This window comes from Microbacterium sp. 05N427 (genome assembly GCF_056397105.1).
Map to the genome: position 1 here is coordinate 92,689 of NZ_JBFTMT010000008.1, position 26,269 is coordinate 118,957.

Consider the following 26,269-nt stretch of genomic DNA (forward strand, 5'->3'; position numbering starts at 1 on the left):
AGGAAACACTCAGCCCCCCGATGCGCGTCGCTGCGCAACCAGTGTTCGAGGTGCCATGTTCCAGAAGATCCTTGTGGCCAATCGCGGAGAGATCGCGATCCGGGCCTTCAGAGCCGCGTTCGAGGTAGGGGCGAGGACCGTCGCGGTCTTCCCCTGGGAGGATCGCGGATCCATCCACCGCCAGAAGGCGGACGAGTCGTATCAGATCGGCGAGGTCGGGCACCCGGTGCGGGCCTACCTCGACGTGGAGGAGATCATCCGCGTGGCACGGGAGTGCGGCGCGGACGCGATCTACCCCGGCTACGGCTTCCTCTCCGAGAACCCGGAGCTGGCGGCGCGCGCGGCCGAGAACGGGATCGCCTTCATCGGGCCGCCGGCGCACGTGCTTGAGATGGCCGGCAACAAGGTGACGGCGAAGCGGCACGCGGTCGCCGCGGGCGTCCCGGTGCTGCGCTCGACCGATGCCTCCGACGACGTGGACGAGCTGGTCGCACAGGCCGAGGGCATCGGATTCCCGATCTTCGTCAAGGCCGTCGCCGGCGGCGGCGGTCGCGGCATGCGCCGCGTGGAGTCGATCGGCGAGCTGGCTCCCGCGCTGGCCGAGGCCATGCGCGAGGCGGGGAGCGCGTTCGGCGACGCCCGCGTCTTCCTCGAGCAGGCTGTGCAGCGGCCGCGGCACATCGAGGTGCAAGTGCTCGCGGACGGCACGGGTCACACCGTGCACCTGTTCGAACGCGACTGCTCGGTGCAGCGCCGCCACCAGAAGGTGATCGAGATCGCCCCGGCGCCGAACCTCGACGACGGGATCCGCAAGGCTCTGCACGGCTACGCCGTCGCGTTCGCGAAGTCCATCGGCTACGAGAACGCCGGCACGGTCGAGTTCCTCCTGGAGACGACCGGCGAGCGGGCCGGCGAGGTCGTCTTCATCGAGATGAACCCGCGGATCCAGGTCGAGCACACCGTGACGGAGGAGGTCACCGACGTCGACCTCGTGCAGTCGCAGATCCGGATCGCGGCGGGCGAGACGCTCGTCGACCTGGGCCTGGAGCAGGACAGCATCCAGCTGCGCGGCGCCGCGCTGCAGTGCCGGATCACGACCGAGGACCCGGCGCAGGGCTTCCGCCCTGACACCGGAAGGATCACGACCTACCGCTCGCCCGGCGGCGCCGGCATCCGCCTCGACGGCGGCACCACGGCGGCGGGCTCGCAGATCAGTCCGCACTTCGACTCGATGCTCGCGAAGCTCACCTGCCGCGGCCGGGACTTCCCGGCGGCCGTGGCGCGGGCGAAGCGCGCACTCGCCGAGTTCCGGATCCGCGGCGTGGCCACGAACATCCCGTTCCTGCGCGCCGTGCTCGACGACCCGGCCTTCGCCGCCGGTGACGTCTCGACGCTCTTCATCGAGGAGCGGCCGGAACTGCTCACCAGCAATCCTTCGAGGGACCGCGCGACGCGGCTGCTGAGATGGCTCGGCGACGTGACGGTGAACAGGCCGTACGGCGAGAAGCCGTTGTCGCCCTCGCCGGGCAGCAAGCTGCCGGACATCGATCTGAGCGCGGAGCCGCCCGCCGGAGCGCGTGAGCGTCTGCTCCGACTCGGTCCCGCAGGCTTCGCCCGCGCGCTCCGCGAGCAGACCGCGCTCGCCGTGACCGAGACGACGTACCGCGACGCGCATCAGTCGCTGCTGGCCACGCGCGTGCGCACCAGGGACCTGGTGCGCGTGGGCCCGCACGCGGCCCGCATGACCCCGCAGCTGCTCTCGATCGAAGCATGGGGCGGCGCGACCTACGACGTCGCGCTGCGCTTCCTCGCGGAGGACCCGTGGGAGCGCCTGGAGGCGCTGCGGACGGCGCTGCCCAACATCCCGCTGCAGATGCTGCTGCGGGGGCGCAACACCGTCGGATACACGCCGCGGCCCGTCGAGGTGACGAATGCGTTCGTGCGCGAGGCGGCGTCCACAGGGGTGGACATCTTCCGCATCTTCGACGCTCTCAACGACGTGTCGCAGATGCGTCCCGCGATCGACGCGGTGCTGGACACCGGCACCGCGGTGGCCGAGGTCGCGCTCTGCTACACCGGCGATCTGCTCGACCCCGCGGAGCAGCTCTACACCCTGGACTACTACCTGCGGCTCGCCGAGCAGATCACGCAGAGCGGCGCGCACATCCTTGCGATCAAGGACATGGCGGGGCTCCTCCGGCCCGCCGCTGCGGCGCGCCTCGTGTCCGCCCTGCGCGAGCGGTTCGACCTGCCGGTCCAGGTGCACACGCACGACACCGCGGGCGGGCAGCTGGCGACGCTGCTGGCCGCCAGCGCGGCGGGCGCCGACGCCGTGGACGCCGCTGCCGCGCCGATGTCCGGCACGACCAGCCAGCCGTCGCTCTCCGCCCTCGTGGCGGCTCTGGCGCACACCGAGCGCGACACCGGGCTGGATCTGCAGGCGATCGCCGACCTCGAGCCGTACTGGGAGGGCGTGCGTCAGCTCTACCGTCCCTTCGAGTCGGGGCTGCCCGCGCCCACCGGGCGCGTGTACCACCACGAGATCCCGGGCGGTCAGCTGTCGAACCTGCGACAGCAGGCGATCGCGCTGGGCCTCGCGGACGACTTCGAGCGCATCGAGGACATGTACGCGGCGGCGGACCGGATCCTCGGACGGATCCCCAAGGTGACCCCGTCCTCGAAGGTGGTCGGTGATCTGGCGCTCGCGCTCGTGGCCGCAGGAGCAGATCCTGCGGACTTCGAGCAGAACCCGCAGAACTACGACATCCCCGATTCGGTGGTCGGCTTCATGGCCGGCGAGCTGGGCGATCTGCCCGGCGGATGGCCCGAGCCGTTCCGCACCAAGGTGCTGGCAGGGCGCCAGGTGTCGATCGACGTCGTCCCGATCTCGGAGGACGAGCAGCGCGCGCTCGACGGCGAAAGCCTCGAACGCCGGCGGACACTGAACCGCCTGCTCTTCCCGGGACCGGCAGCGGAGTTCGAGCGCAATCGTGCCGACTTCGGCGACCTGTCCGCACTCGGCACGCCGGACTACCTCTACGGCCTCGTGCCGGGGGAGGAGCACGTCGCGGAGATCGATCCAGGGGTGCAGCTCTACGTCGGCCTCGAGGCGATCGGCGAAGCGGACGAGAAGGGCATCCGCACCGTCATGACGACGCTGAACGGCCAGCTCCGTCCCGTGTTCGTGCGGGATCGCTCTCTCAAGGTCGACGTGCGCGAGGTGGAGAAGGCGGACACGTCCAAGCCCGGTCAGGTGGCGGCGCCGTTCTCGGGCGTGGTGACCATGAAGGCCGAGATCGGCGATGCCGTGCACGCGGGCGAGCCGATCGCGTCGATCGAGGCGATGAAGATGGAGGCGGCGATCACTGCGCCCGTCGACGGCGTCGTGGAGCGCGTCGCGATCGGCGCCACGCAGCAGGTCGACGCCGGGGATCTCCTGGTCGTGATCCGCCCGTCGCACACGGACTGAGCCCCCCGGGAGGGGCGGAGGGCAGCTCGCGAAGGGCACCCTCCGCCCCGGCTCGCCGCATTGGCGTGCGGCGATGTGCACTAACCTTGTGCGTTGTGATGCGCGCCGACAGGGCGTATCACGGGGGAGAAGCATCATGAGCACAGAACGCAGGAACATACACGGCGAGGATCCCGAGGAAGCCCTCGGAATCCTCGACAGCACTGGGGCCATCGGAACCGTCGGCATCGGGCTGCTCGGCGACGCCACCGCGCAGGTGCCGGTCGCTCTGCCCGTCGCGGACGACGACGATCTCGTCGACGACGACGTCACCGACGGGGAGGCCTTCGCCGACCTCGTCCTCGACGCCGACCCTGCTGCGCTCGTCCGCGAGGACGACGGCATCGGACGGATCCATCTGGGTGCGGGCTTCTCGGACATCGTGATCGAGATCCCGGCGTCCGCCGCCGAGGATGTCGTCGTGGCCGAGCTGGTCGAGGACGGTGCCGCCGCGGATCCCGAGGCAGAGGCCGAGGACGACGGAGCCGCCGAACCGGCGCAGGAGACCGCGGAAGCCTCCGATGAGTCGGTGGCGTCCGAGGAGGCCACCGACGAGGCGCCCGAGGACGAGGACGCGGCTTTCGCGGCCTCCGCCGACGCTGTGCCCGYGGACGAGGACCCGTTGGACGAAGAGGCCGCAGAAGAGGTCCTTCCCGCCGCGGCCGATGACGCGTCCGAGGACGCCGCGGACCCGGCTGAGGATCCGATCGACGACGTCGCGCAGGAAGAGGCCGGGGGAGCCCAGGACTCCGGTCTGATCGATGTCGACGAGCGCGCCGACGATGTCGTGGAGGCCGCAGAAGAGCGGGACTCCGCCTCGGCGGACGACCATTCTTATCGCGCATCCGCCGACGACGCCGCTCCCGACGAGGTCGTGCCCGACGAGGTCGTGCCGGACGAAGCCGTGCAGGACAAGGTTGTGCAGGACGACGCCGTGCGGGACGAAGCCGTGCCCGACCACGCGCTCGCTGACGCCGCCGCGACGTCGATCCCGATGCCCGCGCCGCCCGTGGCCGCCGCGCCGCCGGTCAGGGAAGCGCTCGATCGCGCAGAGCCACCCGCGGCTTCCGTCGCCGAGTCGATCGTGCTCCGCGCCGTCGACATGGCGGAGCCCGCCCCGGCACGAGGGTTCGAGGTGATTACCGCGACCGCCGCCGCGGCCGAGGAGGAGATCATGACCGCCGATCACGCGCGCACGCCCGACCCCGACCTCGCATCGCGCCGGCTGAACCAGCTCGGCGACAGGGAGCGGGAGAGCGCGGACCTGCTGACCGCCGACCGGCTGCTGGACGCGAGCCGGCTCGTGGGCCCGGAGCCCGAGGGACTCTGGAGCCACCTGCTGTACACCGTCTCCGGCCGCCGCATCAACCTCGGTGACGGCAAGCGCGCACAGGCGCGCAAGGCGCTGAGCGCGCGCATCGCCGCACCGCTCTCGGGATCCGCCCGCTTCGTCCCCGTGCTGAGCCGGAAGGGCGGCGTCGGCAAGACGACGGTGACGGCGCTGCTCGGGATGGCGCTCGCCGACTCACGCGAGGACAGGGTGATCGCGGTCGACGCGAACCCCGACCGTGGCACGCTCGCCGACCGCATCGCGCGCACCAACAGCAAGACGGTGCGCGATCTGGTGCGTATCCACGACCAGGTCACCGGCTATCACGACATCTCCGCCGTGGTCTCGCGCGATGCCACCCGCCTCGATGTGCTTGCCTCGGACGCGGATCCGCGGGTCTCGGAGGCGTTCAGCGACGAGGACTACGACCAGGTCGCCTCGGTCGCCGCGCACTACTACTCGCTCGTGCTCACCGACACCGGGACCGGCATCGTGCACTCCGTGATGGGCGCGACCCTGGACCGTGCGGACACGATCGTGATCGTCGCCGGGCTGAGCGTCGACGAGGCGCGGCTCGCGTCCGAGACGCTCACGTGGTTGGAGACCAACGGATACGCCGACAAGGTGCGCGAGGCCGTCGTGGTGCTCAACCAGTCCACCCCTGGCACACCCATGGTGCGTCTGAGCGAGCTGGAGGCGCACTTCCGTACCCGCGTCGCGCACGTGCTGCGTATCCCGTACGACGCCCGGATCGCGGCCGGCAGCGCCATCACCTTCGCCGCGCTGCAGCCCGAGACCCGTCAGGCCGCGCGCGAGCTGGCCGCGATCGTGGTCGAGGGACTGAGGGAGCAGGCGGCCTGATGGCGGTCCGCGAGATCCGGCTCTTCGGAGACCCCGTGCTGCGCACCGTGTGCGCGGAGATCAGCACGATCGACGACGGCGTGCGCGCCCTCGTCGCCGACCTCGTCGACAGCGTCGAGCTTCCCGGCCGCGCCGGGGTCGCCGCGCCGCAGATCGGCGTGGCGCTGCGTGCATTCAGCTACAACATCGACGGCGACATCGGCTATGTGCTGAACCCGGTGCTGGTCGAAGTGCGCGGTGAGCCGGTGCCGACGGGAGAGGGCTGTCTGTCGGTGCCCGGTCTCTGGCACGACGCGCTGCGCCACCCGTGGGCCCGCGTGGAGGGCATCGACCTCGACGGCGAGCCCGTGGTGCTGGAGGGGGAGGGTCTGCTGGCTCAGGCCCTGCAGCACGAGACGGACCACCTCGACGGCAAGGTCTACCTCTCCCGGCTCGCCCCGGAGACCCGCAAGATCGCCATGCGCGAGGTGCGCGAGAGCTCCTGGTTCTGAGCGTCCTTCGTCTCACTGCGCTCGCTCAGGAACCGGCGCGAAGCGACGAGACGAAGGACGTCGTCAGCCCAGCGGGACCGTCGTGGTCGCGGTGGTCTCGTCGTAGATCGCGGCGACCTGCGGGGCGAAGTCCTTCATGATCACGTTGCGCTTGATCGAGAGCTTGGGCGTGAGGTGCCCGCTCGCCTCGGTCCACTCCGAGKGGAGGATCGCGAACTTGCGGATCGACTCGGCGCGCGACACGCGCGTGTTGGCGAGGTCGATCGCGCGCTGAACCTCGGCGCGCACCGCGTCGTTCGTGGCGGCGTCTGCGAGCGACATGTCCGCCGAGAGCCCGTTGTTGGCCAGCCATGACGGCAGCATCTCGGGGTCGAGCGTGACGAGCGCCGCGATGAACGGCTTCTGATCGCCGACGACGACCACCTGGCCGACGATCGGGTTGGCGCGGATCGGATCCTCGAGCGCGGCGGGAGACACGTTCTTGCCGCCCGCGGTGACGATGATCTCCTTCTTGCGGCCGGTGATCGTCAGGAATCCCTCGTCGTCGAAGGAGCCGAGGTCGCCGGTGCAGAACCAGCCGTCGTGGAACGCGGCCTCGGTGGCCTCCGGGTTGTTCCAGTACTCCTTGAAGACGTTGATGCCGCGCACCTCGATCTCGCCGTCGTCGGCGAGGCGGATGCCGACTCCTGGCATCGCGGGGCCGACCGTGCCGATCTTCGACTTGTCCGCCAGGTTCACCGTGGCGGGGGCGGTGGTCTCGGTGAGGCCGTAGCCCTCCAGGATCACCACGCCGAGGCTGTGGAAGAAGTGGCCGAGGCGTGCGCCGAGAGGCGCGGATCCGGAGATCGCGTACTGGATGTTGCCGCCCATCGCCTCGCGCAGCTTCGCGTAGACGAGCCTGTCGAACACGGCGAACTTGATCTTCATGCCGAGCGGGATCTTCGCGCCCTCCTCCACGAGGCGGGAGTGCTCGATCGCGGTCGCGGCGGCGGCGCGGAAGATCTTGCCCTTGCCGCCCGCCTCGGCCTTCTGCTCGGCCGAGTTGTACACCTTCTCGAACACGCGCGGCACCGCGAGGAGGAAGGTGGGCTTGAAGGATCCGAGGGCCGGCAGCAGCTGCTTGGTGTCGGGCTGGTGGCCCGTGCGCACACCGGCGTGGATGTCGAGGATCGAGATGAAACGGGCGAACACGTGCGCCGTCGTGATGAACAGCACGGTCGAGGCGCCCTGGATGGAGACCACGTCGTCGAGCGACTTCGCCGCATTACGTGCGAGCTCGACGAAATTGCTGTGGGTGAGCACGCAGCCCTTGGGGCGACCGGTCGAACCGGACGTGTAGATCAGTGTGGCGATGTCGGCCGCGTTCGCGATGACACGGCGGCGCTCGATCTCCTCGTCCGTCACCTCGGCGCCCTGCGCGGTGAGCTGGGCGATCGCCCCGAGGTGCATCTGCCAGACGTTGCGGACGAGGGGGAGGTCTCCGCGCACCTCGTCGAAGCGGGTGAAGTGCTCGGGGGACTCGACCATGAGAGAGATCGCCCCGGAGTCCTCCATGATCCACTGGATCTGCGAGGGGGAACTGGTCTCGTAGACCGGCACCATGACGGCGCCGGCGTAGAACAGCGCGAAGTCGACCAGGGTCCACTCGTAGGTCGTGCGGGCCAGGAAGCCGACCTTCTCGCCGGGCTGGATCCCGGCGGCGACGAATCCCTTCGCGAGGGCGATCACCGCGGTGCGGAAGTCGGCGGCCGTGATGTCGCGCCATCCTGCACCGTCCGGCACGGAGAACAGTGCGAGGTTCGGGGTCTTCTGCACCCGCTGCTCGAGGAGGTCGGTGATGTTGTCCTCGGGTGCGGCTTTCACGATCGCGGGGACTTCGAACTGGACCACGGCAACTCCTTCGGGGCCGGACGGGTACATGCTTCCCAGGAGTCTATGCCATGGGGCGCATGGGGACAGGGCATCAGGCGTGAGATTGAGTCGCACGATTGGTGAAACTGCGTCGCAAGCCCGAACGCGCCTCTCGTCCTGGTCCCGGTGGCGGGATAGACTGCGGGCGATGATCTACTGGTTCATGAAGTACATCGCCATCGGCCCGCTGGTGAAGGCGATCTTCCGACCGTGGGTCGTGGGGCGTCAGCACGTGCCCGTCACCGGCGCCGCGATCATGGCGAGCAACCATCTGTCCTTCTCGGACTCGATCTTCCTGCCGCTCATGCTGGACCGGAAGATGTCCTTCCTCGCCAAGAGCGACTACTTCACGGGCAGAGGTCTCAAGGGGTGGGCCACCCGCATGTTCATGAAGGGCACGGGGCAGCTGCCCATCGACCGCTCGGGCGGCAAGGCCTCCGAGGCCTCGCTCAACACCGGGCTGGGCGTCCTCGGGCGCGGCGACCTGCTCGGCATCTATCCCGAGGGCACGCGCAGCCCCGACGGCAAGCTCTACCGGGGCCGCACCGGCATCGCGCGGATGGCGCTGGAGGCGAAGGTCCCGGTGATCCCCGTGGTGATGGTCGACACCGACGTCGCGATGCCGACCGGTCAGCGCATTCCGAACATCATGCGCGTGGGGCTGGTGATCGGCGAACCGCTGGACTTCTCCCGCTACGCCGGCATGGAGAACGACCGCTACATCCTGCGCTCGGTGACCGATGAGATCATGGTCGCGCTGCAGCGTCTGGGGGAGCAGCGCTACGAGGACGTCTACGCCTCCTCCGTCAAGGAGCGCCTGGCCTCGCAGGCTTCCTAGGGCGCCTGGCCTCTGCGGCTTCATAGAGCGATCCGCCCCCGTTTCCGCACCCTAGGATGGGGGGATGCCTCAGCCTCTCGATCTCGACTCGTGGCGCGCCCTCCCGATCAAGCAGCAGCCGCAATGGTCCGACGCCGAGCGCGTCGCCGAGGTCTCCTCGCAGATCGCGACGCTGCCTCCGCTGGTGTTCGCCGGTGAGGTGGACAACCTCCGCGAGCGCCTCGCCCGCGCCGCATCGGGGCAGGCGTTCCTGCTCCAGGGCGGCGACTGCGCAGAGACCTTCGCGGGTGCCACCGCCGACCAGATCCGCAACCGCATCAAGACGGTGCTGCAGATGGCGGTCGTGCTCACCTATGGCGCCTCCATGCCGATCGTCAAGATGGGGCGCATGGCGGGGCAGTTCGCCAAGCCGCGTTCGAGCGACACCGAGACGCGCGGCGATGTCACTCTCCCCGCCTACCGCGGCGACATCGTCAACGGCTACGACTTCACCGAGGGCTCCCGCGAGCCGAACCCCTCCCGTCTGCTGCAGGGGTACCACACGGCCGCCTCGACGCTGAACCTCATCCGCGCCTTCACCCAGGGCGGTTTCGCGGATCTCCGCGAGGTGCACTCGTGGAACAAGGGCTTCGCGCAGAACCCGGCGAACCAGCGCTACGAGCGCATGGCCGCGGAGATCGACCGCGCGATCAAGTTCATGGAGGCCGCCGGCGCCGACTTCGACGAGCTCAAGCGCGTCGAGTTCTTCACCGGGCACGAGGGTCTGCTGATGGACTACGAACGCCCGATGACCCGTATCGACTCGCGCACGCTCACGCCGTACAACACGTCGGCGCACTTCCTCTGGATCGGCGAGCGCACCCGCGAGCTCGACGGCGCGCACGTCGACTACTTCTCGAAGATCCGCAACCCGATCGGCGTGAAGCTCGGCCCCACCACGACGACCGACACGGCGCTCGCGCTGATCGACAAGCTCGACCCGAATCGCGAACCGGGCAGGCTCACCTTCATCACGCGCATGGGCGCGGGCAAGATCCGTGAGGCGCTGCCTCCGCTGCTCGAGGCCGTGAAGGACTCCGGCGCGCAGCCGCTGTGGGTCACCGATCCCATGCACGGCAACGGCATCACCACGCCGACCGGCTACAAGACCCGGCGCTTCGACGACGTGGTCGACGAGGTGCGCGGGTTCTTCGAGGCGCACCGCGCGGTCGGCACCTTCCCCGGTGGCATCCACGTGGAACTCACCGGCGACGACGTCACGGAGTGCCTGGGCGGATCCGAGCAGATCGACGAGGCCGCGCTCGCGACGCGCTACGAGTCGCTGTGCGACCCGCGCCTGAACCACATGCAGTCGCTCGAACTCGCGTTCCTCGTCGCCGAGGAGCTCGAGAAGCGCTGAACTGACAGACAGAAGGCCCGGCACCGCGCGCAGCGGTGCCGGGCCTTCGTCGTTCCGAGGGCAGACACCGCACAGCGCGGCAGCCCGTCGGAACCGCCGGAGACGCTCCGATCAGCCGGAGACCTTGACCCGGATCGTCGAGTTCTTCTCCACGCTGTCGCCGGCCTTGGGATCCGTCCCCGTCACCTGGAACAGGCTCCAGGCGATCTCCGGCACGCTGGTCTGCGGGTTCAGGCCCGCATTCGTGAGCGTCTGCATAGCCTCGCCGAGGTTCTTTCCGACCACATCGGGCACCGTGACGGGCTCGGGGCCCTTCGAGACGTTCAGCACGATCGTGTCACCGGGACGCCAGTTGCCGCCGCCCTCGCGGTCGCCGATGCCGATCACGCGGCCCTTCGGCACGCTGTCGCTGTAGGAGGAGGCGGAGTCGGAGTCGGCATTCAGCTGCACGGCCTTGAGCTTGCTCGTGGCGTCGTCCACGGTCAGGCCGGCCACGTCCGGCACCGGGCCCAGCGACACGAGGAGGCGGATCTGGTCGCCCTCGAAGACGCTGCAACCCTCGCCGCACTCGAACGCGTCGCCCCCCGCGCGCGGGGTGACCTCGGCATTGATCACGAGCCCGCTGTCCGCCCCGGAGAAGAGCGACACCGAGTCCTGCAGCGTCAGGTGGAACGGCGCGAGCGCCTGCTTGGCCTGCTGCTCGGTCATGGCGTCGAGCTTGGGCACGTCGTGCTTGGCAGGGCCTGCGGAGATCAGAACCTTGACCTGGGCCTTCTTGTCCAATCGGGCGCCTGCGCCAGGATCCGTGCGGATGGCCTGCCCCAGCGGCACCGTGAGGGAGTTCTCATTGCCCTGGACGGGGGTGAGGCCCTCCTTCGTGATCGTGGCCGCGGCGACCTCCCAGGTCTTGCCTGCCACATCCGGCACCGAGAGCTTGGAGCCGGGGCCGGATCCGAACCACCAGCCGGTTCCGCCGGCCAGGACGGCCAGCAGGAGCACCAGCACGAGCAGCAGCGCCCCGCGGGAGCGCCGGTGCGCGCTGCGGCGGCGCAGCAGCGTCGCGTTGTCGAGCGGGGCGTCCGCTGCCGGAGCCGGGGCGGTCGCGGTCGGGATGCCCGGCAGCACCAGGGTCTGATCCCCGGTGTCGCGCATCGGCACGACCGTGGTCTTTGCGGTGGTCGGGGTGGGCGCGACGCCCAGTTCGCGCTCGATCGCGCGCAGCCGCTCGAGCATCTCTTGCGCGTCGTCCGGGCGCTCGTCCGGTGACTTCTCGGTCGCCCACAGCACGAGCTCGTCGAGCTGCTCCGGCACGCCGGGGTTGCGCACGCTCGGTCGCGGGACCGAGTCGGTGGCGTGCTGGAACGCGATCTGCATGGGCTGCTCGCCCTTGTAGGGCTGCTCGCCGACGAGCATCTCGTAGAGCATGATGCCGAGCGCGTAGATGTCGCTGCGGGCGTCCGCGGTGCCACGGGTGACGAGTTCGGGCGCGAGATAGGCGATCGTGCCCATCAGCTGGGCGCCAGAGGCGGTGTTCGCCGTGGTCGCGCGTGCCAGGCCGAAATCGCCGATCTTGATCCGGCCGTCCTCGGCCAGCAGTACGTTCTCGGGCTTGACGTCGCGGTGCACGATGCCGGCGCGGTGCGCGGCGGCCAGGCCCGACAGCACCGCATCCATGATGGTGATGGTCTGCGGGACGGTGAGGCGGCGCTGCTCGCGCATGAGCTCGCGCAACGTGATGCCGGGCAGGTACTCCATCACGAGGTAGGCGAGCTCGCCGTCCTGGCCCTGATCGAAGACGTTGACGACGTGCGGATCGGCGAGGCGGGCGGCCGCGCGGGCCTCCTGGATGAAGCGGCTCTGGAACACGGAGTCGTCGCTGAGGTGGCCGTGCATGACCTTCAGCGCGATGCGTCGCTCGAGGCGCAGATCCGTGGCGACGTACACGGTCGCCATGCCGCCACGCGCGATTCGCGCACGGACGCGATAGCGACCGTCGACGAGCCGCCCGATGAGGGGGTCGGCTTGTTGGCTGGTCGTCACGGCAAGAGTCTATGGAGAACTCGCTGAGAGCCCGGGGAACGGCTCGCGTGCGAGCGCTTTTCCGTTCTCAGGGAACGGGTCCCGCGCAGGCTCAGCCGAGTGCCGCGAGCCAGCTGTCCGCCTGCGGCTCCCACAGCCCGTAGCGGGCGGGGAAGGCGGAGATCTGCACGTGCTGAGCGGCCTCGCTGAAGCCGAGGCCCTCCCAGCCGGAGATGTCGAGCAGGCCATTGGTGTGCGGCGTGCCCTCGTAGAAGGCCCTGATCGCGTAGTCCGCGTCCGCGATCTGCTCCGGCGTGCCCCAGCCGGTGCTCGGCCGCTGCTGGAACAGGCCGATCGAGTCGCGGTCCCCGGACGGGGTGTTCACGAGACCCGATTCGACCATCGCGGTGGCCAGGGCGATCGCGATGCCGCGGTCGCTCACGCCCAGCTCTCGGCCGACCCGGATGATGTGCTGTGCATTGGCGGTCTGCACATCGTTCAGCACGACCTGCGGGGCGGTGTAGGTGTCCGGTGCAGGCTGCGGCGCGACGTCGGCCGCCGGCGCGGCCGCGGGGGCCGGAGCCGGTGCGGAGAACCGGAGCGTCTGGCCGGGGTAGATGATCGAGCCGGGGGACAGGCCGTTCGCCGCGTAGAGGTCCGCGAGCGTGATCCCGTGCTCGTGCGCGATCGACCAGAGAGTGTCGCCGGCGACCACGTCGTAGCCGGGCCCTGCGGTGTCGGTCGCGGGGGCGGGTGCCGCCGCTTCCGCGGGCGCGGCGGCAGGGGCGGGCTCGAGGGCCGAACCGCCGAGGGCGAGCACCTGGCCGGGGTAGATGATCGAATCGGATCCGAGCCCGTTCGCCGCGTACAGCGCGGCGACGCTGGTGTCGTGTGCGCGTGCGATGTCCCAGAGCGTGTCGCCGTCCTGCACGGTGTAGTGCGTCGGCGGCGCGGCCTCTGTCGGCGCCGTCCGCGCCGCCAGCGCAGCCGCGGCCCCGCCGGTCGGGAGGGCGGTCAGCGAGGGCAGAGGAGTGCGCACAGGCGTGTGCGCCTGCGCAGGCGTCGCCGCGAGCGCGGTCGCCACCGTGGTCAGCAGCACGGTCGGCACCGCAAGGCACAGCGCGCGGCGCGGACTCGTTGTGGTCGTCATGGATCCCCCGATTCTGACGTCTGACGCCACGCGCCTCTTCGCGCGTCGGCCCTACGACGCTGTCACGGATGTGTATTCAAGTCAACTGAAGTGGTGGATGTGAAAGGTGTGATCACGAGCGCAATCGTGTGCGGTGACCACCGGGTGCTTCAGAGGATGAGAACATTGCTGGGTGTCTGAAACGGAAACGACGGCCCCGGCGGCCGAATGGCTGACCCTTCCCGAGCTCGTCGAGATCCTGGGCGAGTCGCTCGGACGCGTGCGTCGGCTCTTCGATGAGCAGTACCTCATCGGATCGCGCCGCACCGGGCCCCTCGCCGTTCCCGCGGTCTTCCTCAAGGACGACCAGCCGCTCGCGTCCCTGCGCGGCACGATCATCGTGCTCAAGGACGCCGGGTTCAGCGACGACGAGGCCATCGACTGGCTGCTCGCGGAGGAGGAGTCGATGGGTCGCGCGCCGATCACCGCCCTGCGTGAGGGCCACAAGAGCGAGGTGCGCCGGGTCGCTCGGGCTCTGGCCTGATCCGGCCTCAGGCCGTGCGCTGCGTCGCGTCGCGAGCGAGCCCGCGCAGCAGGTCGAGCGCCCCGGCATCCAGAGGGGCGCCTTGCAGTGCGGCCTCTCCGGCCTCGGCGTACTCCGTGATGAGCTGCTCCATGCGGGTCAGCGCTCCGGACTCGATGATGATCTCCTGCAGGCTCGCGATCTGATCCGCGGTGAGGTGCGGGTCGCCGAGCAGCTCGTCGACGATGCGGCGCCCCTGCGGAGCCAGCGCCTGGCGCGTCCAGGCGATGAGGAGAGTGCGCTTGCCCTCGCGCAGATCATCGCCCGCGGGCTTGCCGGTGAGCTTCTCGTCACCGAACACGCCGAGCACGTCGTCGCGCAACTGGAACGCCATTCCGAGTGGATGGCCGAACGCGCGCAGCGCCGTCTGCTGGGCCCCGTCGGCGCCGGCGATCGCCGCCCCGATCAGCAGCGGCTGCTCGACGCTGTACCGCGCTGCTTTGAGCGAGACGACGCGCAGCGCGCGCTCCGCGTGGCCGTCATCGACGTTCACGCTCCACGCCGACTCTTCGGCGATGTCCAGGAACTGGCCGATCGTGACGTCGCGGCGCATCCTGGCGTACTCCGCGCGGACGGCATCGGCATGCGGGCTCGCCGCGATGCCCGCCTCCAGCAGGTCGTCGCTCCAGGCGACCAGCAGGTCGCCGAGCAGCACGGCGGCGGCGCGACCGAAGTCTGCGGCGCTCCCGCTCCATCCCTGTCCGACATGCGCCGCCTCGAGAGCACGATGCGCGGAGGGCCGCCCCCGGCGCGTGTCGGAGTTGTCGATCAGATCGTCGTGTACGAGGGCGGCGGACTGGAACACCTCGAGCGCGGCGCAGGCGTCCCAGAGGGCGGTCGGTTCCACGTCGATCTCGTCGATTCCGGCGACCGATGCCCATCCCGCGTGACAGAACCTGGCGCGCAGGCGCTTGCCCCCGCGGAGGGTCGCCTCGGCGGACGAGACGAAGGCGGAGGCATCGGGGCCGTACGTCGCGGTCTCCTCGCGCATCCGGGCGACGAAGGCGTTGAGACGGGCGGAGACCTGGTCGATCACAGCGGAGGAGGATGCCACCGGATCAGCCTACCCAGCACCGTCATGACCGGGTCGCGCGCGCGTTCTGCCAGGTGATGCGCAACTCCCAGGCGAATCCCTACCCTGGTGCATCCTGGCGCGCGTAGACTGTGGGCAAGACCACCCGAGGGGGACGAAATGCCACTCTCCGAACAGGAGCAGCGTCTGCTCGACGAGATGGAACGCCATCTCATGCAGAACGACGCCGACGTCGTTTCCGCGCATGCAGGAGACCGCGCGCTCAGCTATCGCAATCTCATCTACGGAGCCGTGCTTCTGCTGGCCGGCGTCGGCGGCCTGATCGTGGGCGTCGTGGTCGGCAACATCGGCGGGATCATCATCGGCGTCGTCGCTTTCGCGGCGATGCTGGGCGGGCTCATGCTGGCCCTGACCCCGGTGCACCAGAGCAGCGCGCGCGAAGGCGGATCCACGACGAAGGCGAAAGAGCCGTCTCCGTCCTTCATGGATCGCATGAACGATCGGTGGGATCGCCGCCACGAGGAGCGCTGACCTCCTCGCTCAGACTTCCTGAGGGCTCGGACGCTGCGGCGTCCGGGCCCTTCGTCGTTCCCGGACCCGACCCGCCCCACATCGCGCCGCCCCAGGATCCTCCCTTTCGCTCCAGGGATCCCTCCACTCCACTCCACAGGCCTCTGTTCCGCGTGATTCCGCGGAACAGAGGCCTTCGCTGTTTCCGGTGGCGGGCCGCTGCGGACACGAATAGGTATCGAAATGGAGGGATGTGGAGTAAAGTGGAGGAAACGGCGGCGAAAGGGGGATAGGCGCATGTTGCTCGGCACGCATTCCCCCAAGCTCGACGACAAGGGCCGCGTCATCCTTCCCGCCAAGTTCCGCGAGGATCTGGCCGGCGGCATCGTCGTCACCCGCGGTCAGGACCGCTGCCTGTACGTGTTCAGCACCGCCGAGTTCGAGAGCGTGCACGAGCGCATCCGCCAGGCGCCGCTCGCGAACAAGGAGGCGCGCGCATTCCTGCGCATGTTCCTCTCCGGCGCGAGCGCCGAGATGCCGGACAGCCAGAACCGCATCACCATCCCCGCCCACCTGCGTTCGTACGCCGGCCTGGGCAAGGAACTCATCGTCACCGGTGTCGGCGCGCACGCCGAGATCTGGGACGCGGCGGCGTGGAACGCGTACGCCGAAGGACACGAAGACGCCTTCGCCGAACTCGAGGAGGAGGTGATCCCCGGCCTGTTCTGAACGGGACCCTGGCTGTGACTCCCAGCCGCTCCCGCCCCGGCGCACCTTCCCCGGTGCCGGGTCGAGCGGATGGGGATCAGGGCCAGGGACCGGAGGGCCGAAGGAACCATGGACATCCGCCGCATACACACCCCCGTCATGCTCGAGCGCTGCGTCGAGCTGCTGGCACCTGCCCTGCAGCACGACGGAGCGATCCTCGTCGATGCCACGCTGGGCATGGGCGGGCACTCCGAGGCCTTCCTCGAGCGCCTGCCCCACATCCGTCTGGTCGGCCTCGATCGCGACACCGACGCCCTGCGGATCGCAGGGGAGCGGTTGGCCCGCTTCGGCGACCGCGTGACGCTCGTGCACACCGTCTACGACGCGATCGGCACGCACGCGAAGGGCGCCTCGGGGATCCTGTTCGACCTCGGCGTCTCGTCGTTGCAGTTGGACGAGGCCGAGCGCGGCTTCGCGTACGCCAAGGATGCGCCGCTGGACATGCGGATGGATCAGTCCGACGGCGTCACCGCCGCCGAGGTGCTCGCGACCTACAGCGAGGGCCAGCTGCGCCGCATTTTCGAGCGCTACGGCGAGGAGAAGCTGGCGGGACGCTACGCCAGAGCCATCGTGCACGCACGCCAGTCCGCTCCGCTGGAGCGGTCCGGACGCCTGGTCGAGGTGCTGCAGGACGCGACTCCTGCCGCGGTCGCGCGTGCAGGTCACCCCGCCAAGCGGGTCTTCCAAGCGCTGCGCATCGAGGTGAACCGCGAGCTGAACGTGCTCGCCGACGCGATCCCGGCCGCGATGGGCGCCCTCGTCGTGGGCGGGCGGATCGTCGTCATGTCGTACCAGTCCCTGGAGGACCGGCTCGTCAAGCAGGCGTTCTCCGCGGCCTCCGCCTCGACCGCGCCCGCGGGCCTGCCGGTCGAGCTGCCGGAGCACGCGCCGCGGTTCAAGGCTCTCACCAAGGGCGCGGAGCTCGCCGATGAGGAAGAACGCGCGGCCAACCCCCGCGCCATCCCGGTGCGCCTGCGTGCCGCAGAACGCGTGAGAGACGATCAGAGGAGTGCCGCGCGATGAGCCTGGCCGAGAACGCGCTGCGCCAACCGGAGTTCGACGAGCCGGATCGCTCGCGCCACCTGCGTGCGGTCGAGCGCCCTGCGCGTCGTCGTCGCCCGCGTACCGCGTACGCCATCGTCGCCCTTGCCGGGGCCGCCCTCATCGGCGGAGCGCAGATCGCGCTCACGATCGCGACCACGCAGGACTCGTTCGAGGTCGCGAAGCTGAGCCAGCAGAACAAGCAGCTGACGTGGCAGGCACAGGCCGCCGCTCAGGACCTCGACGGGATCAGCTCGCCGCAGTCGCTCGCCGCGGAGGCGGCCAAGCTCGGTCTCGTGGTCGGCGGCAGCGCGAACTATCTGCGTCTCAGCGACGGCAGCGTGATCGGCGCCGCGGGGCCCGCGGCCTGGGCATCGACCGTCAACCCCACAGGGGCGAACGCCGTTCCGAACGCCCTGGTCCGCGACACGCCGCCGCCTGCCGAGACCAAGCCGGGTGGAGCGGGCGTAGAACCGAAGGCACAGGGGACGGCGCCGGTGCAGCCGGCGGCGCCGCCGACGGCCGAGGGACTGCCGACGCCGACCATCCGCTGACCATGCACCGCCGACGCCCCAGCCCGAGACGATGACAGACCGCGAGCCCCGGATGGAGATCCGATGACACCCCGAGCCAGCCGGACCCCGCGCCGGCGGACCGTTCTCGCCCTCGCCGTGATCCTCGCGGTCATGTGCGGCTTCCTGGTGCGCCTCGTCGACATCCAGGTGCTGAGCGCGTCCGCCAACGTGAAGGACTCCATCGACACCGGCAAACTCGGCATCACGAGGGCGATCGACGGGGCTCGCGGCACGATCCAGGACTCGAACGGCACGGTCCTCGCAGAGAGCCAGCTCGTCTACGACATCACCATGGACCCGTCGGCGATGAAGGGTCTGGAGGAGGCGAAGACGAAGCCGAAGCTCCCGTGGGCGAAGGCTTCCGACAAGATCGCCGAGATCATCGGCGAGTCCGGCGACGCCGTGCGCAAGGAGGTCGCGGACGCGCTCAAAGCGGACCCCGAGTCGCAGTACGTCCAGCTGAAGAAGGGCGTCAACACGGACCAGTTCCTCAAGCTCCGGGCGCTCGATCTGGCCTACCTCTGGCCGGTGCCCCGCTCCGTCCGCGTGTATCCGAACGGTGCTGTCGCAGGGAACCTGCTCGGCTTCATCTCCGGCGACGGGGAGCTCACCGGGCTGGAGCAGACCCAGAACAAGTGCCTGAGCGCGACCAAGGGACAGGAGTCCTACCTCACGGGCCGGGACGGCGTCGTCATCCCCGGGAGCCAGCAGGAGAAGCCCGCGACCGACGGCGGCACGGTGAAGCTCACGATCAACACCGAGCTGCAGTGGTACCTGCAGCAGATGATCTCCGAGGAGGTCAAGGCGCAGGGGGYGAAAGCCGGGACGGTCACCGTCGTCGAGGTCGGCACGGGCAAGATCCGCGCGGCCGCGGAGTTCCCGAGCGTCGACCCCAACGACCCGGGGGCGGCGAACCCCGAGGACCGAGGATCGCGGATCTTCAGCACGAGCTTCGAGCCGGGATCCACGTTCAAGGCGATCACCGCCGCGTCCGTCATGGAGTATGCGAACGCTGATGCCTCGACCTCGATCACCGGGGCATCCAGCCACGAGGAGTTCCCGAACGGCGCAGTCATCAACGACGCCTTCGAGCACCCGGCCTACGACTACACGCTCGCCGGCGCGCTCATCGACTCGTCGAACGTCGCGCTGTCGAAGTTCGGCGACATGGTGTCCGACCAGCAGCGCTACGACGAACTGGTCAAGTTCGGCGTCGGCAGCAAGACCGCCATCGACTTCCCCGGTGAGGCATCCGGTGTCATCCACCCCGTCAAGGACTGGGACTACCAGTCGCACTACACGACCACCTTCGGGCAGTACTACACGGTCACCGCGCCGCAGGTCGCCAGCGCCTACCAGGCGATCGCGAACGGCGGTGTGAAGATCCCGCTCTCGCTCGTGGAGTCCTGCACGAACGCCGCCGGCAAGGTCTCGGAGGTCCCGACGCCCAAGCCGCAGCGCGTGTTCGACGCGACCAAGGACGCCGAGCTCAGCCGCATGATCGAGAACGTGGCAGAGCAGGGCAGCGTCTCCGACCTGATCAAGGTCCCCGGTTACCGGATCGCGGCCAAGACCGGAACCGCGCAGAAGCCGGATCCCAAGACCGGTGCGTACAAGGAGGGGATCTACTTCACCAGCATGGTGGGATACGCCCCCGCCGACCACCCCGAGTACGTCGTCGTGGTCACCCTCGACGAGCCCACTAGGGTAACCTCGTCTGCGGCCACCGCGCCGGCCTTCCAGAAGGCCATGACGCAGGTGCTGAAGACCTATCGCGTGCAGCCTTCCACCACACCTATGGAACCGCTGCTGCCCAAGTACAAGTGATGGCCGCCGCCGCCCGAGAACGGCGACATCGCACACGGAGGATCCCATCCCCATGATCGCTCTGCCCCTCGCGGAGATCGCCGAGATCGTCGGCGGCGAGCTGCGCCCCGCTGCAGGTCACGATCCCGCATCGATCGTGTCCGGAGTCGTCGACACCGACTCGCGTCAGATGACCCAGGGCGGCATCTTCGTCGCCAAGCCCGGTGAGACCACCGACGGGCACCGCTTCGTCGGCGCCGCGATCGAGAACGGCGCCGTGCTGGCGCTGGTCGAGCACCCCGTCGACGACGCGATCTCGCAGATCGTCGTGCCCGACGTCGTCGACGCCATCGCGGAGCTCGCCCGGGCCGTCGTCGCACGGGTGCGCGCGGCCGGCGCCCTGCAGGTCGTCGGCGTCACCGGGTCCAACGGCAAGACGACCACCAAGAACTTCCTCGCCCGGATCCTGCAGGACGAGGGCGAGACGATCGCGCCGATCGCGTCCTACAACAACGAGGTCGGTGCCCCGCTCACGATGCTGCGGATCACCGACACCACCCGCTTCCTGGTGTGCGAATTCGGCGCGAGCGCGCCGGGCGAGATCGCGCGCCTCGCGGGACTCGTGCACCCCGACGTCGTGATCGAGCTCATGGTCGGGCTCGCGCACGCCGGCGGATTCGGAGGCATCGAGGAGACTGCTCGTGCCAAGGCCGAGCTCGTCGCCGCCGCGGCTCCCGGCGGGACCGCCGTGCTGAACATGGACGACCCTCGCGTGGCGGGCATGACGCCGCTCGCCGAGGAGCAAGGACTGCGGATCGTCGGCTTCGGCCAGGGACCCTCCGCAGCCGTGCGCGCGGCCGACATCGACGTCACCGCATCCGGTACGTCGTGCACCGTGCACGTGGACGGCCAGGCGTTGCCGCTGCGGCTGCAGGTGCTCGGCGCGCACCACGTGAACAACGCCCTCGCCGCGATCGCGGCAGCACGCGCCCTCGGTGTCGCGCCGGTCGACGCCATCGCTCGCCTGGAGACGGTGCAGCTCGCCGAGCGCTGGCGCATGCAGCCCATGGGCGGCGCCGAGGTGCGCATCATCAACGACGCGTACAACGCGAGCCCCGACTCCATGGCGGCGGCTCTCCGCACGCTCGCGCAGATCACCGGGCCGGACGAGCGCACCGTCGCCGTGCTGGGCGCGATGAGCGAGCTCGGCGAGACCGCCGGCGACGAGCACGACCGGATCGGGCTGCTCGCCGTGCGCCTGAACATCCAGCGCATCGTCGTCGTCGGCGCCGACGCGCGCCGGCTCTACCTCGCGGCCGTGGGCGAGGGGTCGTGGGACGGCGAGGCCGTGCACCTCGCCGACGCCGACGCCGCCTTCGAGTACCTCCGGAGCGAACTGCGTCCCGGCGATCGAGTGCTCGTCAAGTCGTCCAATTCCGCCGGACTCCGGTTCCTCGGCGATCGTCTGGGAGAATCGTTCTCGTGAGATCCCTGCTTACCTCCGCCGCGATCTCCCTCGCGTTCACGCTCCTGCTGACCCCGGTCTTCCTCCGGCTGTTCCGGAAGTGGGGCTGGGGGCAGGTCATCCGCACGCCCGAATCGATCAGCAACCCCAGCCACCAGGCAAAGCGCGGCACGCCCACCATGGGCGGCGTGATCTTCATCCTCGGCACCGTCGTCGGATACCTGGTCGGGACCTTCACCGGCGGGAGCTATCCCACGGTGTCCGGGCTGCTGGTGATCTGGCTCATGCTGGGCTTCGGCGCAGTCGGGTTCATCGACGACTACATGAAGCTGCGTCAGCGCAACAGCCTCGGGCTCTCCGGCTGGCGCAAGATCCTCGGACAGGTGCTGGTCATGGTGCCGTTCGGCATCGTCGCGCTGACGGTGCGCAGCCCCGCGGGCAACACCCCGGCCAGCGCGTTCGTCTCGCTCTTCCGCGACATCCCCGTGCTGTGGTTGTTCGCGCTCGGCCCGATCGTCGGCTGGCTGCTGTACCTGCTCTGGATCTCGGTGATCGGCATCGCCACCTCGAACAGCGTGAACCTCACCGACGGCCTCGACGGCCTGGCCGCCGGCTGCGCGGTGTTCGTGATCGGCGCGTACAGCCTCATCTCGTTCTGGCAGTTCAAGCAGTCCTGCGCCGCGGAATCGCTCTCGCCGTCATCTCTGGCGGGCTGCTACGACGTCGCGCACCCGTTCGACCTGGCGGTGATCTCCGCGTCGTTCGTGGGCGCGCTGATCGGGTTCCTCTGGTGGAACGCGCCCAAGGCGAAGGTCTTCATGGGCGACGTCGGATCCATGTCGATCGGCGGCGTGATCGCGGCGCTCGCGATCCTCACCCGCACCGAGCTGCTGCTCCTGCTGCTGGCCGGCGTCTTCATCATCGCCTCCGGTTCGGTGATCGTGCAGCTGGCCTACTTCAAGCTCACCCGCGGCAAGCGGCTGTTCCTGCAGAGCCCGTTCCATCACCACCTCGAGATGCGCGGGTGGCCCGAGGCCACGATCGTGGTGCGGATGTGGATCATCGCCGGTCTGCTCTCCGTGTCGGCATTCGGCCTGTTCTACGTCGAGTGGCTGAGGCTGACCAGCTCATGACCCGTGATCTCGATGCCCTGACCAGTTGGCACGCGGACTGGCGGGGGCTGCGGGTCGCGGTGCTCGGGCTGTCCGTGACCGGGTTCTCGGTCGCCGACACCCTGACCGAGCTCGGCGCCGAGGTGCTCGTGCTCTCGGAGAGCGCCACGGAGGAGTACGAACGGCTGGTGCCGCTGATCGGGGCCCAGCTGTGGATCGGCGATCTCGGCTCCGTTCCGGAGCGGCTCGTCGAGTTCGCGCCTGAGGTCGTCATCGCCTCGCCGGGCTTCGCGCCCGCCCATCCCGTGATCGCGTGGATCCACACGCAGCCGATCGCTCTGTGGGGCGACATCGAGCTCGCCTGGCGCGTACGGGACAAGGTGCTCCGCAGCGACGGAACCCCCGCGGAGTGGGTGCTGATCACCGGCACGAACGGCAAGACCACCACGACCCAGCTCACCGCGACCATGCTCGTCGCCGGCGGCCTGCGCGCCGCCCCGTGCGGCAACATCGGCGTGCCCGTGCTCGACGCGGTGCGCGATCCCGGTGGTTTCGACGTGCTCGTGGTCGAGCTGTCCAGCCACCAGCTCTGGTACCTCGGGCTCTCCGATGAGGTCGGTCAGCCGGTGCCGTGGGCGGCCACGTGCCTCAACCTCGCCGACGACCACCTCGTCTGGCACGGCAGCGCGGAGGCGTATCGCGGGGCCAAGGCCCTGGTGTACCGCAACACGCGAGTGGCGTGCGTCTACAACAAGGCGGACGAAGCCACGCGGCGCATGGTCGAGGACGCGGACGTGATCGAAGGCGCCCGCGCGATCGGGTTCGGGCTCGGCATCCCCGGCCCGAGCGATCTGGGCGTGGTCGAGGGGATCCTTGCCGACCGTGCCTTCCTCGACGACCGGCGCAACAGCGCGCTGGAGCTCACGACCGTGGCCGACCTCGCCGCGCACGGGCTGAACGCCCCGCACATCGTGSAGAACATCCTCGCCGCTGCGGCCCTCAGCCGGTCGCTCGGGACCGAGCCCGCGGCGATCAAGACGGCATTGGACGGCTTCCGCCTCGACGCGCACCGCATCGAGGTCATCGCCCGTGCGGGCGGCGTCACCTGGGTGGACGATTCCAAGGCGACGAATCCGCACGCGGCGCAGTCGTCGCTGCAGGCGTTCCCCGGTGCGATCTGGATCGTCGGCGGGGATCTGAAGGGCGTGGACCTCTCGGATCTCGTCGCGGGCGCCGGAGCGACCGCGCGCGCCGCCGTCGTGATCGGCGTCGACCGCGATCACGTGCTCGAGGCGTTCGCGCGACACGCGCCGGCGGTGCGGGTCCTGGAGGTCGTCCCCGGCGACACTGAAGAGGTCATGACCCGCGTGGTGGAATTGGCCGCGGGCATCGCCCAGGAGGGGGACACCGTGCTCCTCGCTCCGGCGGCGGCGTCCTTCGATCAATTCGCGAGCTACGCGGATCGCGGCCACCGGTTCGCCGAAGCGGTGCGGCAGTGGATCGATCAGGGACGGTCGAGCGACCAGGGGAGCACCGATGACGCAGGTGGCACCACGCCAGACCCCGGCGCCTGAGCCCCGCGTCGACGGTCTCGCCGCCCGTGTGCGACTGGGACGGGTCTTCCGTCCGGTGTCCACCGAGTTCGCGTTGATCGCGTCTTCGTCGCTGCTGCTCACCCTGTTCGGGCTGGTGATGATCCTCTCGGCCTCCAGTGCGAACGCCGTGGACCAGGGGCAGGGCCCGTTCTCGATCGTGCTGACGCAAGCGCTCGTGGCTGCGATCGGTGTGCCGCTGATGTTCCTGATGAGTCGCTTCCCCGTGCAGTTCTGGAAGCGCACCGCGTGGCTCGTGCTGATTCTCGCCGTCGGCCTGCAGATGCTCGTCTACACTCCGCTCGGCTTTGAGAACGACGGCAACACGAACTGGCTCAAGATCGGCAGCCAGGTGATCCAGCCCTCGGAGTTCATCAAGCTCGCCCTCGCGGTGTGGGCCGGGTTCATCCTCTGGCGCAAGCAGGAGCTCCTGGGCCGCTGGAAGCACGTGTTCATCCCGCTGATCCCCGTCGGCTTCCTCGCGATCGCCGCCGTTCTGGGCGGCAAGGACCTCGGAACCTCGATGGTCCTGTTCCTGATCATCCTTGGCGCGCTCTTCTTCTCCGGTGTGCGGCTGCGGCTCTTCATCGTGCCGCTGCTCATCTCGGTGGTCGCCGTGCTCGGCTTCGCGTTCGCCGACGAGCGCCGCCGCTCGCTGATCCTCGGCGTCTTCGACCACTCGAACGACACCAGCTGCTACCTGACCACCTGCTACCAGCAGGTGCACGCGATCTGGGGGATGGCAAACGGCGGCATCTTCGGTCTGGGGCTCGGCAACTCCCGCGAGAAGTACGGCTGGCTCCCGGCCGCGTCCAACGACTACATCTTCGCGATCGTGGGGGAGGAGCTGGGGCTCATCGGCTGCGCCCTCGTGCTCGCCCTGTTCGTGCTGTTCGCGGTCGCCGTGTTCCGCATGGTCCGCCGCACCGACGACCTCTTCGTGCGCGTCACCTCCGGCGGGATCGTGGTGTGGATCCTGTCGCAGGCGCTCATCAACGTCGGCGTCGTGCTGCGGATCTTCCCGGTGCTGGGCGTGCCATTGCCGTTCATGTCGCAGGGCGGCACCTCCCTGCTGTCGGTGCTGCTCGCCTGCGGGGTGCTGCTGTCCTTCGCCCGCACGCTGCCGGCATCAGCGTCCGCTTCCGCGCAGAGCCGGCCCGCAGGCCGGTCGGGTAGCCTCGGGAAGTGACCACGTATCTTCTGGCCGGCGGTGGCACCGCCGGCCATGTCAATCCGCTGCTCGCCGTCGCAGACGGCCTGCGCGCCCGTGACCCTGAGTCTGGAGTCCTCGTACTCGGCACGCGCGAGGGCCTCGAGGCGCGCCTCGTGCCGCAGCGCGGTTACGAACTGCTCACGGTGGACAAGGTGCCGTTCCCGCGTCGCCCGAACGGCGCCGCTCTCGCGTTCCCCGCGCGGTTCTCGCGCGCGGTGAAGCAGGTGCGCTCCTACATCCGCGAGCACCGCGTGGACGCGGTGATCGGCTTCGGCGGCTACGCCTCCGCCCCCGCCTACGTGGCCGCGCGTCGGGAGCGCGTGCCGTTCGTCGTGCACGAGGCCAACGCCCGTCCCGGCATGGCGAACGTGCTGGGAGCCCGCACCGCGGCCGCGGTCGGCGTCGCCTTCCCCGGAACGCCTCTGCGCGGCGGCGAGGTCGTCGGGATGCCGCTGCGGCGGGAGATCGTCGACCTGGATCGGGCGGCGCTCCGTACCGAGGCAGCGGCGGAGTTCGGCCTTGACGCCGGGCGACCCGTTCTGCTCGTGTTCGGCGGCTCGCTCGGCGCGCAGCGCCTGAACGAGGCGATCGAGGGATCCTGGCAGGACATCCTCGACGCGGGATGGCAGATCCTGCACGCGACCGGCGACCGCTCCGACATGGCGGATCCTGGTGCCCGCGGTTACGCCATGCGCCGCTACCTGGACCGGATGGATCTCGCTTTCGCCCTGGCGGATCTGATCCTCTCCCGTTCCGGTTCGGCGACCGTGAGCGAGATCAGCGCTCTCGGCATCCCGGCGATCTACGTGCCCTACGCCGTCGGCAACGGCGAGCAGCGCCTGAACGCGGCGGCCGCGATCGACGCGGGCGCCGCGCTGCTGATCGAGGACGGGCAGCTCACCCCGGAGCGCGTGAGGGGCGAAGTCGTCCCGCTGCTGGGCGACGACGACCGCCGGGCCGCGATGCGACGGGCCGCCGAGCGCGTCGGGTCGCGCACCGGAACCGAGGACCTCATCGCCCTCGCCGACCGCGCCCTGGCGCGCTGAGCGCCCCGCAGCCCTGACCCGGCGAGCCGGGCCGCAGGC

20 protein-coding genes are annotated in these 26,269 nt (G+C 69.8%); 16 read left to right on the top strand and 4 right to left on the bottom strand.

What is annotated here, in order from left to right:
* The first annotated feature begins 55 nt into the window (after positions 1–55).
* The 3 genes from AC1DG4_RS10180 (at position 56) to AC1DG4_RS10190 (ending at position 6,190) form a co-directional block, all read left to right on the top strand.
* Positions 56–3,469, top strand: coding sequence for a pyruvate carboxylase (locus AC1DG4_RS10180; RefSeq protein WP_477381928.1), 3,414 nt, complete (start codon positions 56–58; stop codon positions 3,467–3,469).
* A gap of 136 nt (positions 3,470–3,605) precedes the next feature.
* On the top strand, positions 3,606–5,699 hold the full coding sequence (locus AC1DG4_RS10185; RefSeq protein WP_477421215.1) for a MinD/ParA family ATP-binding protein: 2,094 nt from the start codon (positions 3,606–3,608) through the stop codon (positions 5,697–5,699).
* Positions 5,699–6,190: a peptide deformylase gene (locus tag AC1DG4_RS10190; RefSeq protein WP_477381926.1), complete on the top strand. Its 492-nt coding sequence runs from the start codon at positions 5,699–5,701 to the stop codon at positions 6,188–6,190. Before AC1DG4_RS10185 ends, AC1DG4_RS10190 begins: the two co-directional genes overlap by 1 nt.
* Before the next feature lie 63 nt (positions 6,191–6,253).
* Here AC1DG4_RS10190 and AC1DG4_RS10195 read toward each other — a convergent pair whose 3' ends face one another.
* A complete protein-coding gene (locus AC1DG4_RS10195; protein ID WP_477421216.1) occupies positions 6,254–8,080 on the bottom strand; it encodes an AMP-dependent synthetase/ligase in 1,827 nt (608 codons plus the stop codon).
* Positions 8,081–8,249: 169 nt separating this feature from the next.
* On the opposite strand from AC1DG4_RS10195, the gene AC1DG4_RS10200 reads away from it, so the two are divergent.
* Both AC1DG4_RS10200 and AC1DG4_RS10205 read left to right on the top strand, forming a co-directional pair.
* Positions 8,250–8,939: a lysophospholipid acyltransferase family protein gene (locus tag AC1DG4_RS10200; protein ID WP_477381924.1), complete on the top strand. Its 690-nt coding sequence runs from the start codon at positions 8,250–8,252 to the stop codon at positions 8,937–8,939.
* Between the two features lie 64 nt (positions 8,940–9,003).
* Positions 9,004–10,338: a class II 3-deoxy-7-phosphoheptulonate synthase gene (locus AC1DG4_RS10205; RefSeq protein ID WP_477381923.1), complete on the top strand. Its 1,335-nt coding sequence runs from the start codon at positions 9,004–9,006 to the stop codon at positions 10,336–10,338.
* A gap of 111 nt (positions 10,339–10,449) precedes the next feature.
* On the opposite strand, the gene pknB is transcribed toward AC1DG4_RS10205, so the two are convergent.
* Positions 10,450–12,378, bottom strand: coding sequence for a Stk1 family PASTA domain-containing Ser/Thr kinase (pknB, locus tag AC1DG4_RS10210; RefSeq protein ID WP_477381922.1), 1,929 nt, complete (start codon positions 12,376–12,378; stop codon positions 10,450–10,452).
* A gap of 91 nt (positions 12,379–12,469) precedes the next feature.
* Positions 12,470–13,507 (bottom strand): LysM peptidoglycan-binding domain-containing protein, encoded by a 1,038-nt coding sequence (locus AC1DG4_RS10215; protein WP_477381921.1) that lies wholly within the window; start codon positions 13,505–13,507, stop codon positions 12,470–12,472.
* 172 nt (positions 13,508–13,679) lie between these two features.
* On the opposite strand from AC1DG4_RS10215, the gene AC1DG4_RS10220 reads away from it, so the two are divergent.
* Complete coding sequence (locus tag AC1DG4_RS10220) at positions 13,680–14,030, top strand: Rv2175c family DNA-binding protein (protein WP_477381920.1); 351 nt, start codon at positions 13,680–13,682, stop codon at positions 14,028–14,030.
* Positions 14,031–14,037: 7 nt separating this feature from the next.
* Here AC1DG4_RS10220 and AC1DG4_RS10225 read toward each other — a convergent pair whose 3' ends face one another.
* Positions 14,038–15,123: a polyprenyl synthetase family protein gene (locus AC1DG4_RS10225; protein ID WP_477381919.1), complete on the bottom strand. Its 1,086-nt coding sequence runs from the start codon at positions 15,121–15,123 to the stop codon at positions 14,038–14,040.
* A gap of 138 nt (positions 15,124–15,261) precedes the next feature.
* Between AC1DG4_RS10225 and AC1DG4_RS10230 the strand changes: the two genes are divergently transcribed.
* The 10 genes from AC1DG4_RS10230 to AC1DG4_RS10275 all read left to right on the top strand — a co-directional run bounded on the left by AC1DG4_RS10230 (position 15,262) and on the right by AC1DG4_RS10275 (position 26,230).
* Complete coding sequence (locus tag AC1DG4_RS10230; RefSeq protein ID WP_477381918.1) at positions 15,262–15,633, top strand: DUF3040 domain-containing protein; 372 nt, start codon at positions 15,262–15,264, stop codon at positions 15,631–15,633.
* A gap of 276 nt (positions 15,634–15,909) precedes the next feature.
* Positions 15,910–16,341, top strand: coding sequence for a division/cell wall cluster transcriptional repressor MraZ (mraZ, locus tag AC1DG4_RS10235; RefSeq protein WP_045272464.1), 432 nt, complete (start codon positions 15,910–15,912; stop codon positions 16,339–16,341).
* Between the two features lie 108 nt (positions 16,342–16,449).
* Positions 16,450–17,403: a 16S rRNA (cytosine(1402)-N(4))-methyltransferase RsmH gene (rsmH, locus tag AC1DG4_RS10240; protein WP_477381917.1), complete on the top strand. Its 954-nt coding sequence runs from the start codon at positions 16,450–16,452 to the stop codon at positions 17,401–17,403.
* On the top strand, positions 17,400–17,975 hold the full coding sequence (ftsL, locus tag AC1DG4_RS10245; RefSeq protein ID WP_477381916.1) for a cell division protein FtsL: 576 nt from the start codon (positions 17,400–17,402) through the stop codon (positions 17,973–17,975). Before rsmH ends, ftsL begins: the two co-directional genes overlap by 4 nt.
* A 63-nt stretch (positions 17,976–18,038) precedes the next feature.
* Positions 18,039–19,823, top strand: coding sequence for a peptidoglycan D,D-transpeptidase FtsI family protein (locus AC1DG4_RS10250; protein ID WP_477421217.1), 1,785 nt, complete (start codon positions 18,039–18,041; stop codon positions 19,821–19,823).
* A 52-nt stretch (positions 19,824–19,875) separates the two neighbouring features.
* Entirely contained in the window at positions 19,876–21,288 is a 1,413-nt protein-coding gene (locus AC1DG4_RS10255; RefSeq protein ID WP_477381914.1) for a UDP-N-acetylmuramoyl-tripeptide--D-alanyl-D-alanine ligase, read from the top strand.
* Complete coding sequence (mraY, locus tag AC1DG4_RS10260) at positions 21,285–22,400, top strand: phospho-N-acetylmuramoyl-pentapeptide-transferase (protein ID WP_477381913.1); 1,116 nt, start codon at positions 21,285–21,287, stop codon at positions 22,398–22,400. The genes AC1DG4_RS10255 and mraY overlap by 4 nt, the downstream gene beginning before the upstream one ends.
* Positions 22,397–23,953, top strand: coding sequence for a UDP-N-acetylmuramoyl-L-alanine--D-glutamate ligase (gene murD, locus AC1DG4_RS10265; protein WP_477421218.1), 1,557 nt, complete (start codon positions 22,397–22,399; stop codon positions 23,951–23,953). The genes mraY and murD overlap by 4 nt, the downstream gene beginning before the upstream one ends.
* A complete protein-coding gene (locus AC1DG4_RS10270) occupies positions 23,916–25,160 on the top strand; it encodes a peptidoglycan glycosyltransferase FtsW (RefSeq protein ID WP_477381911.1) in 1,245 nt (414 codons plus the stop codon). The genes murD and AC1DG4_RS10270 overlap by 38 nt, the downstream gene beginning before the upstream one ends.
* Positions 25,157–26,230 (top strand): UDP-N-acetylglucosamine--N-acetylmuramyl-(pentapeptide) pyrophosphoryl-undecaprenol N-acetylglucosamine transferase, encoded by a 1,074-nt coding sequence (locus AC1DG4_RS10275; protein WP_477381910.1) that lies wholly within the window; start codon positions 25,157–25,159, stop codon positions 26,228–26,230. Before AC1DG4_RS10270 ends, AC1DG4_RS10275 begins: the two co-directional genes overlap by 4 nt.
* Positions 26,231–26,269 lie beyond the last annotated feature (39 nt).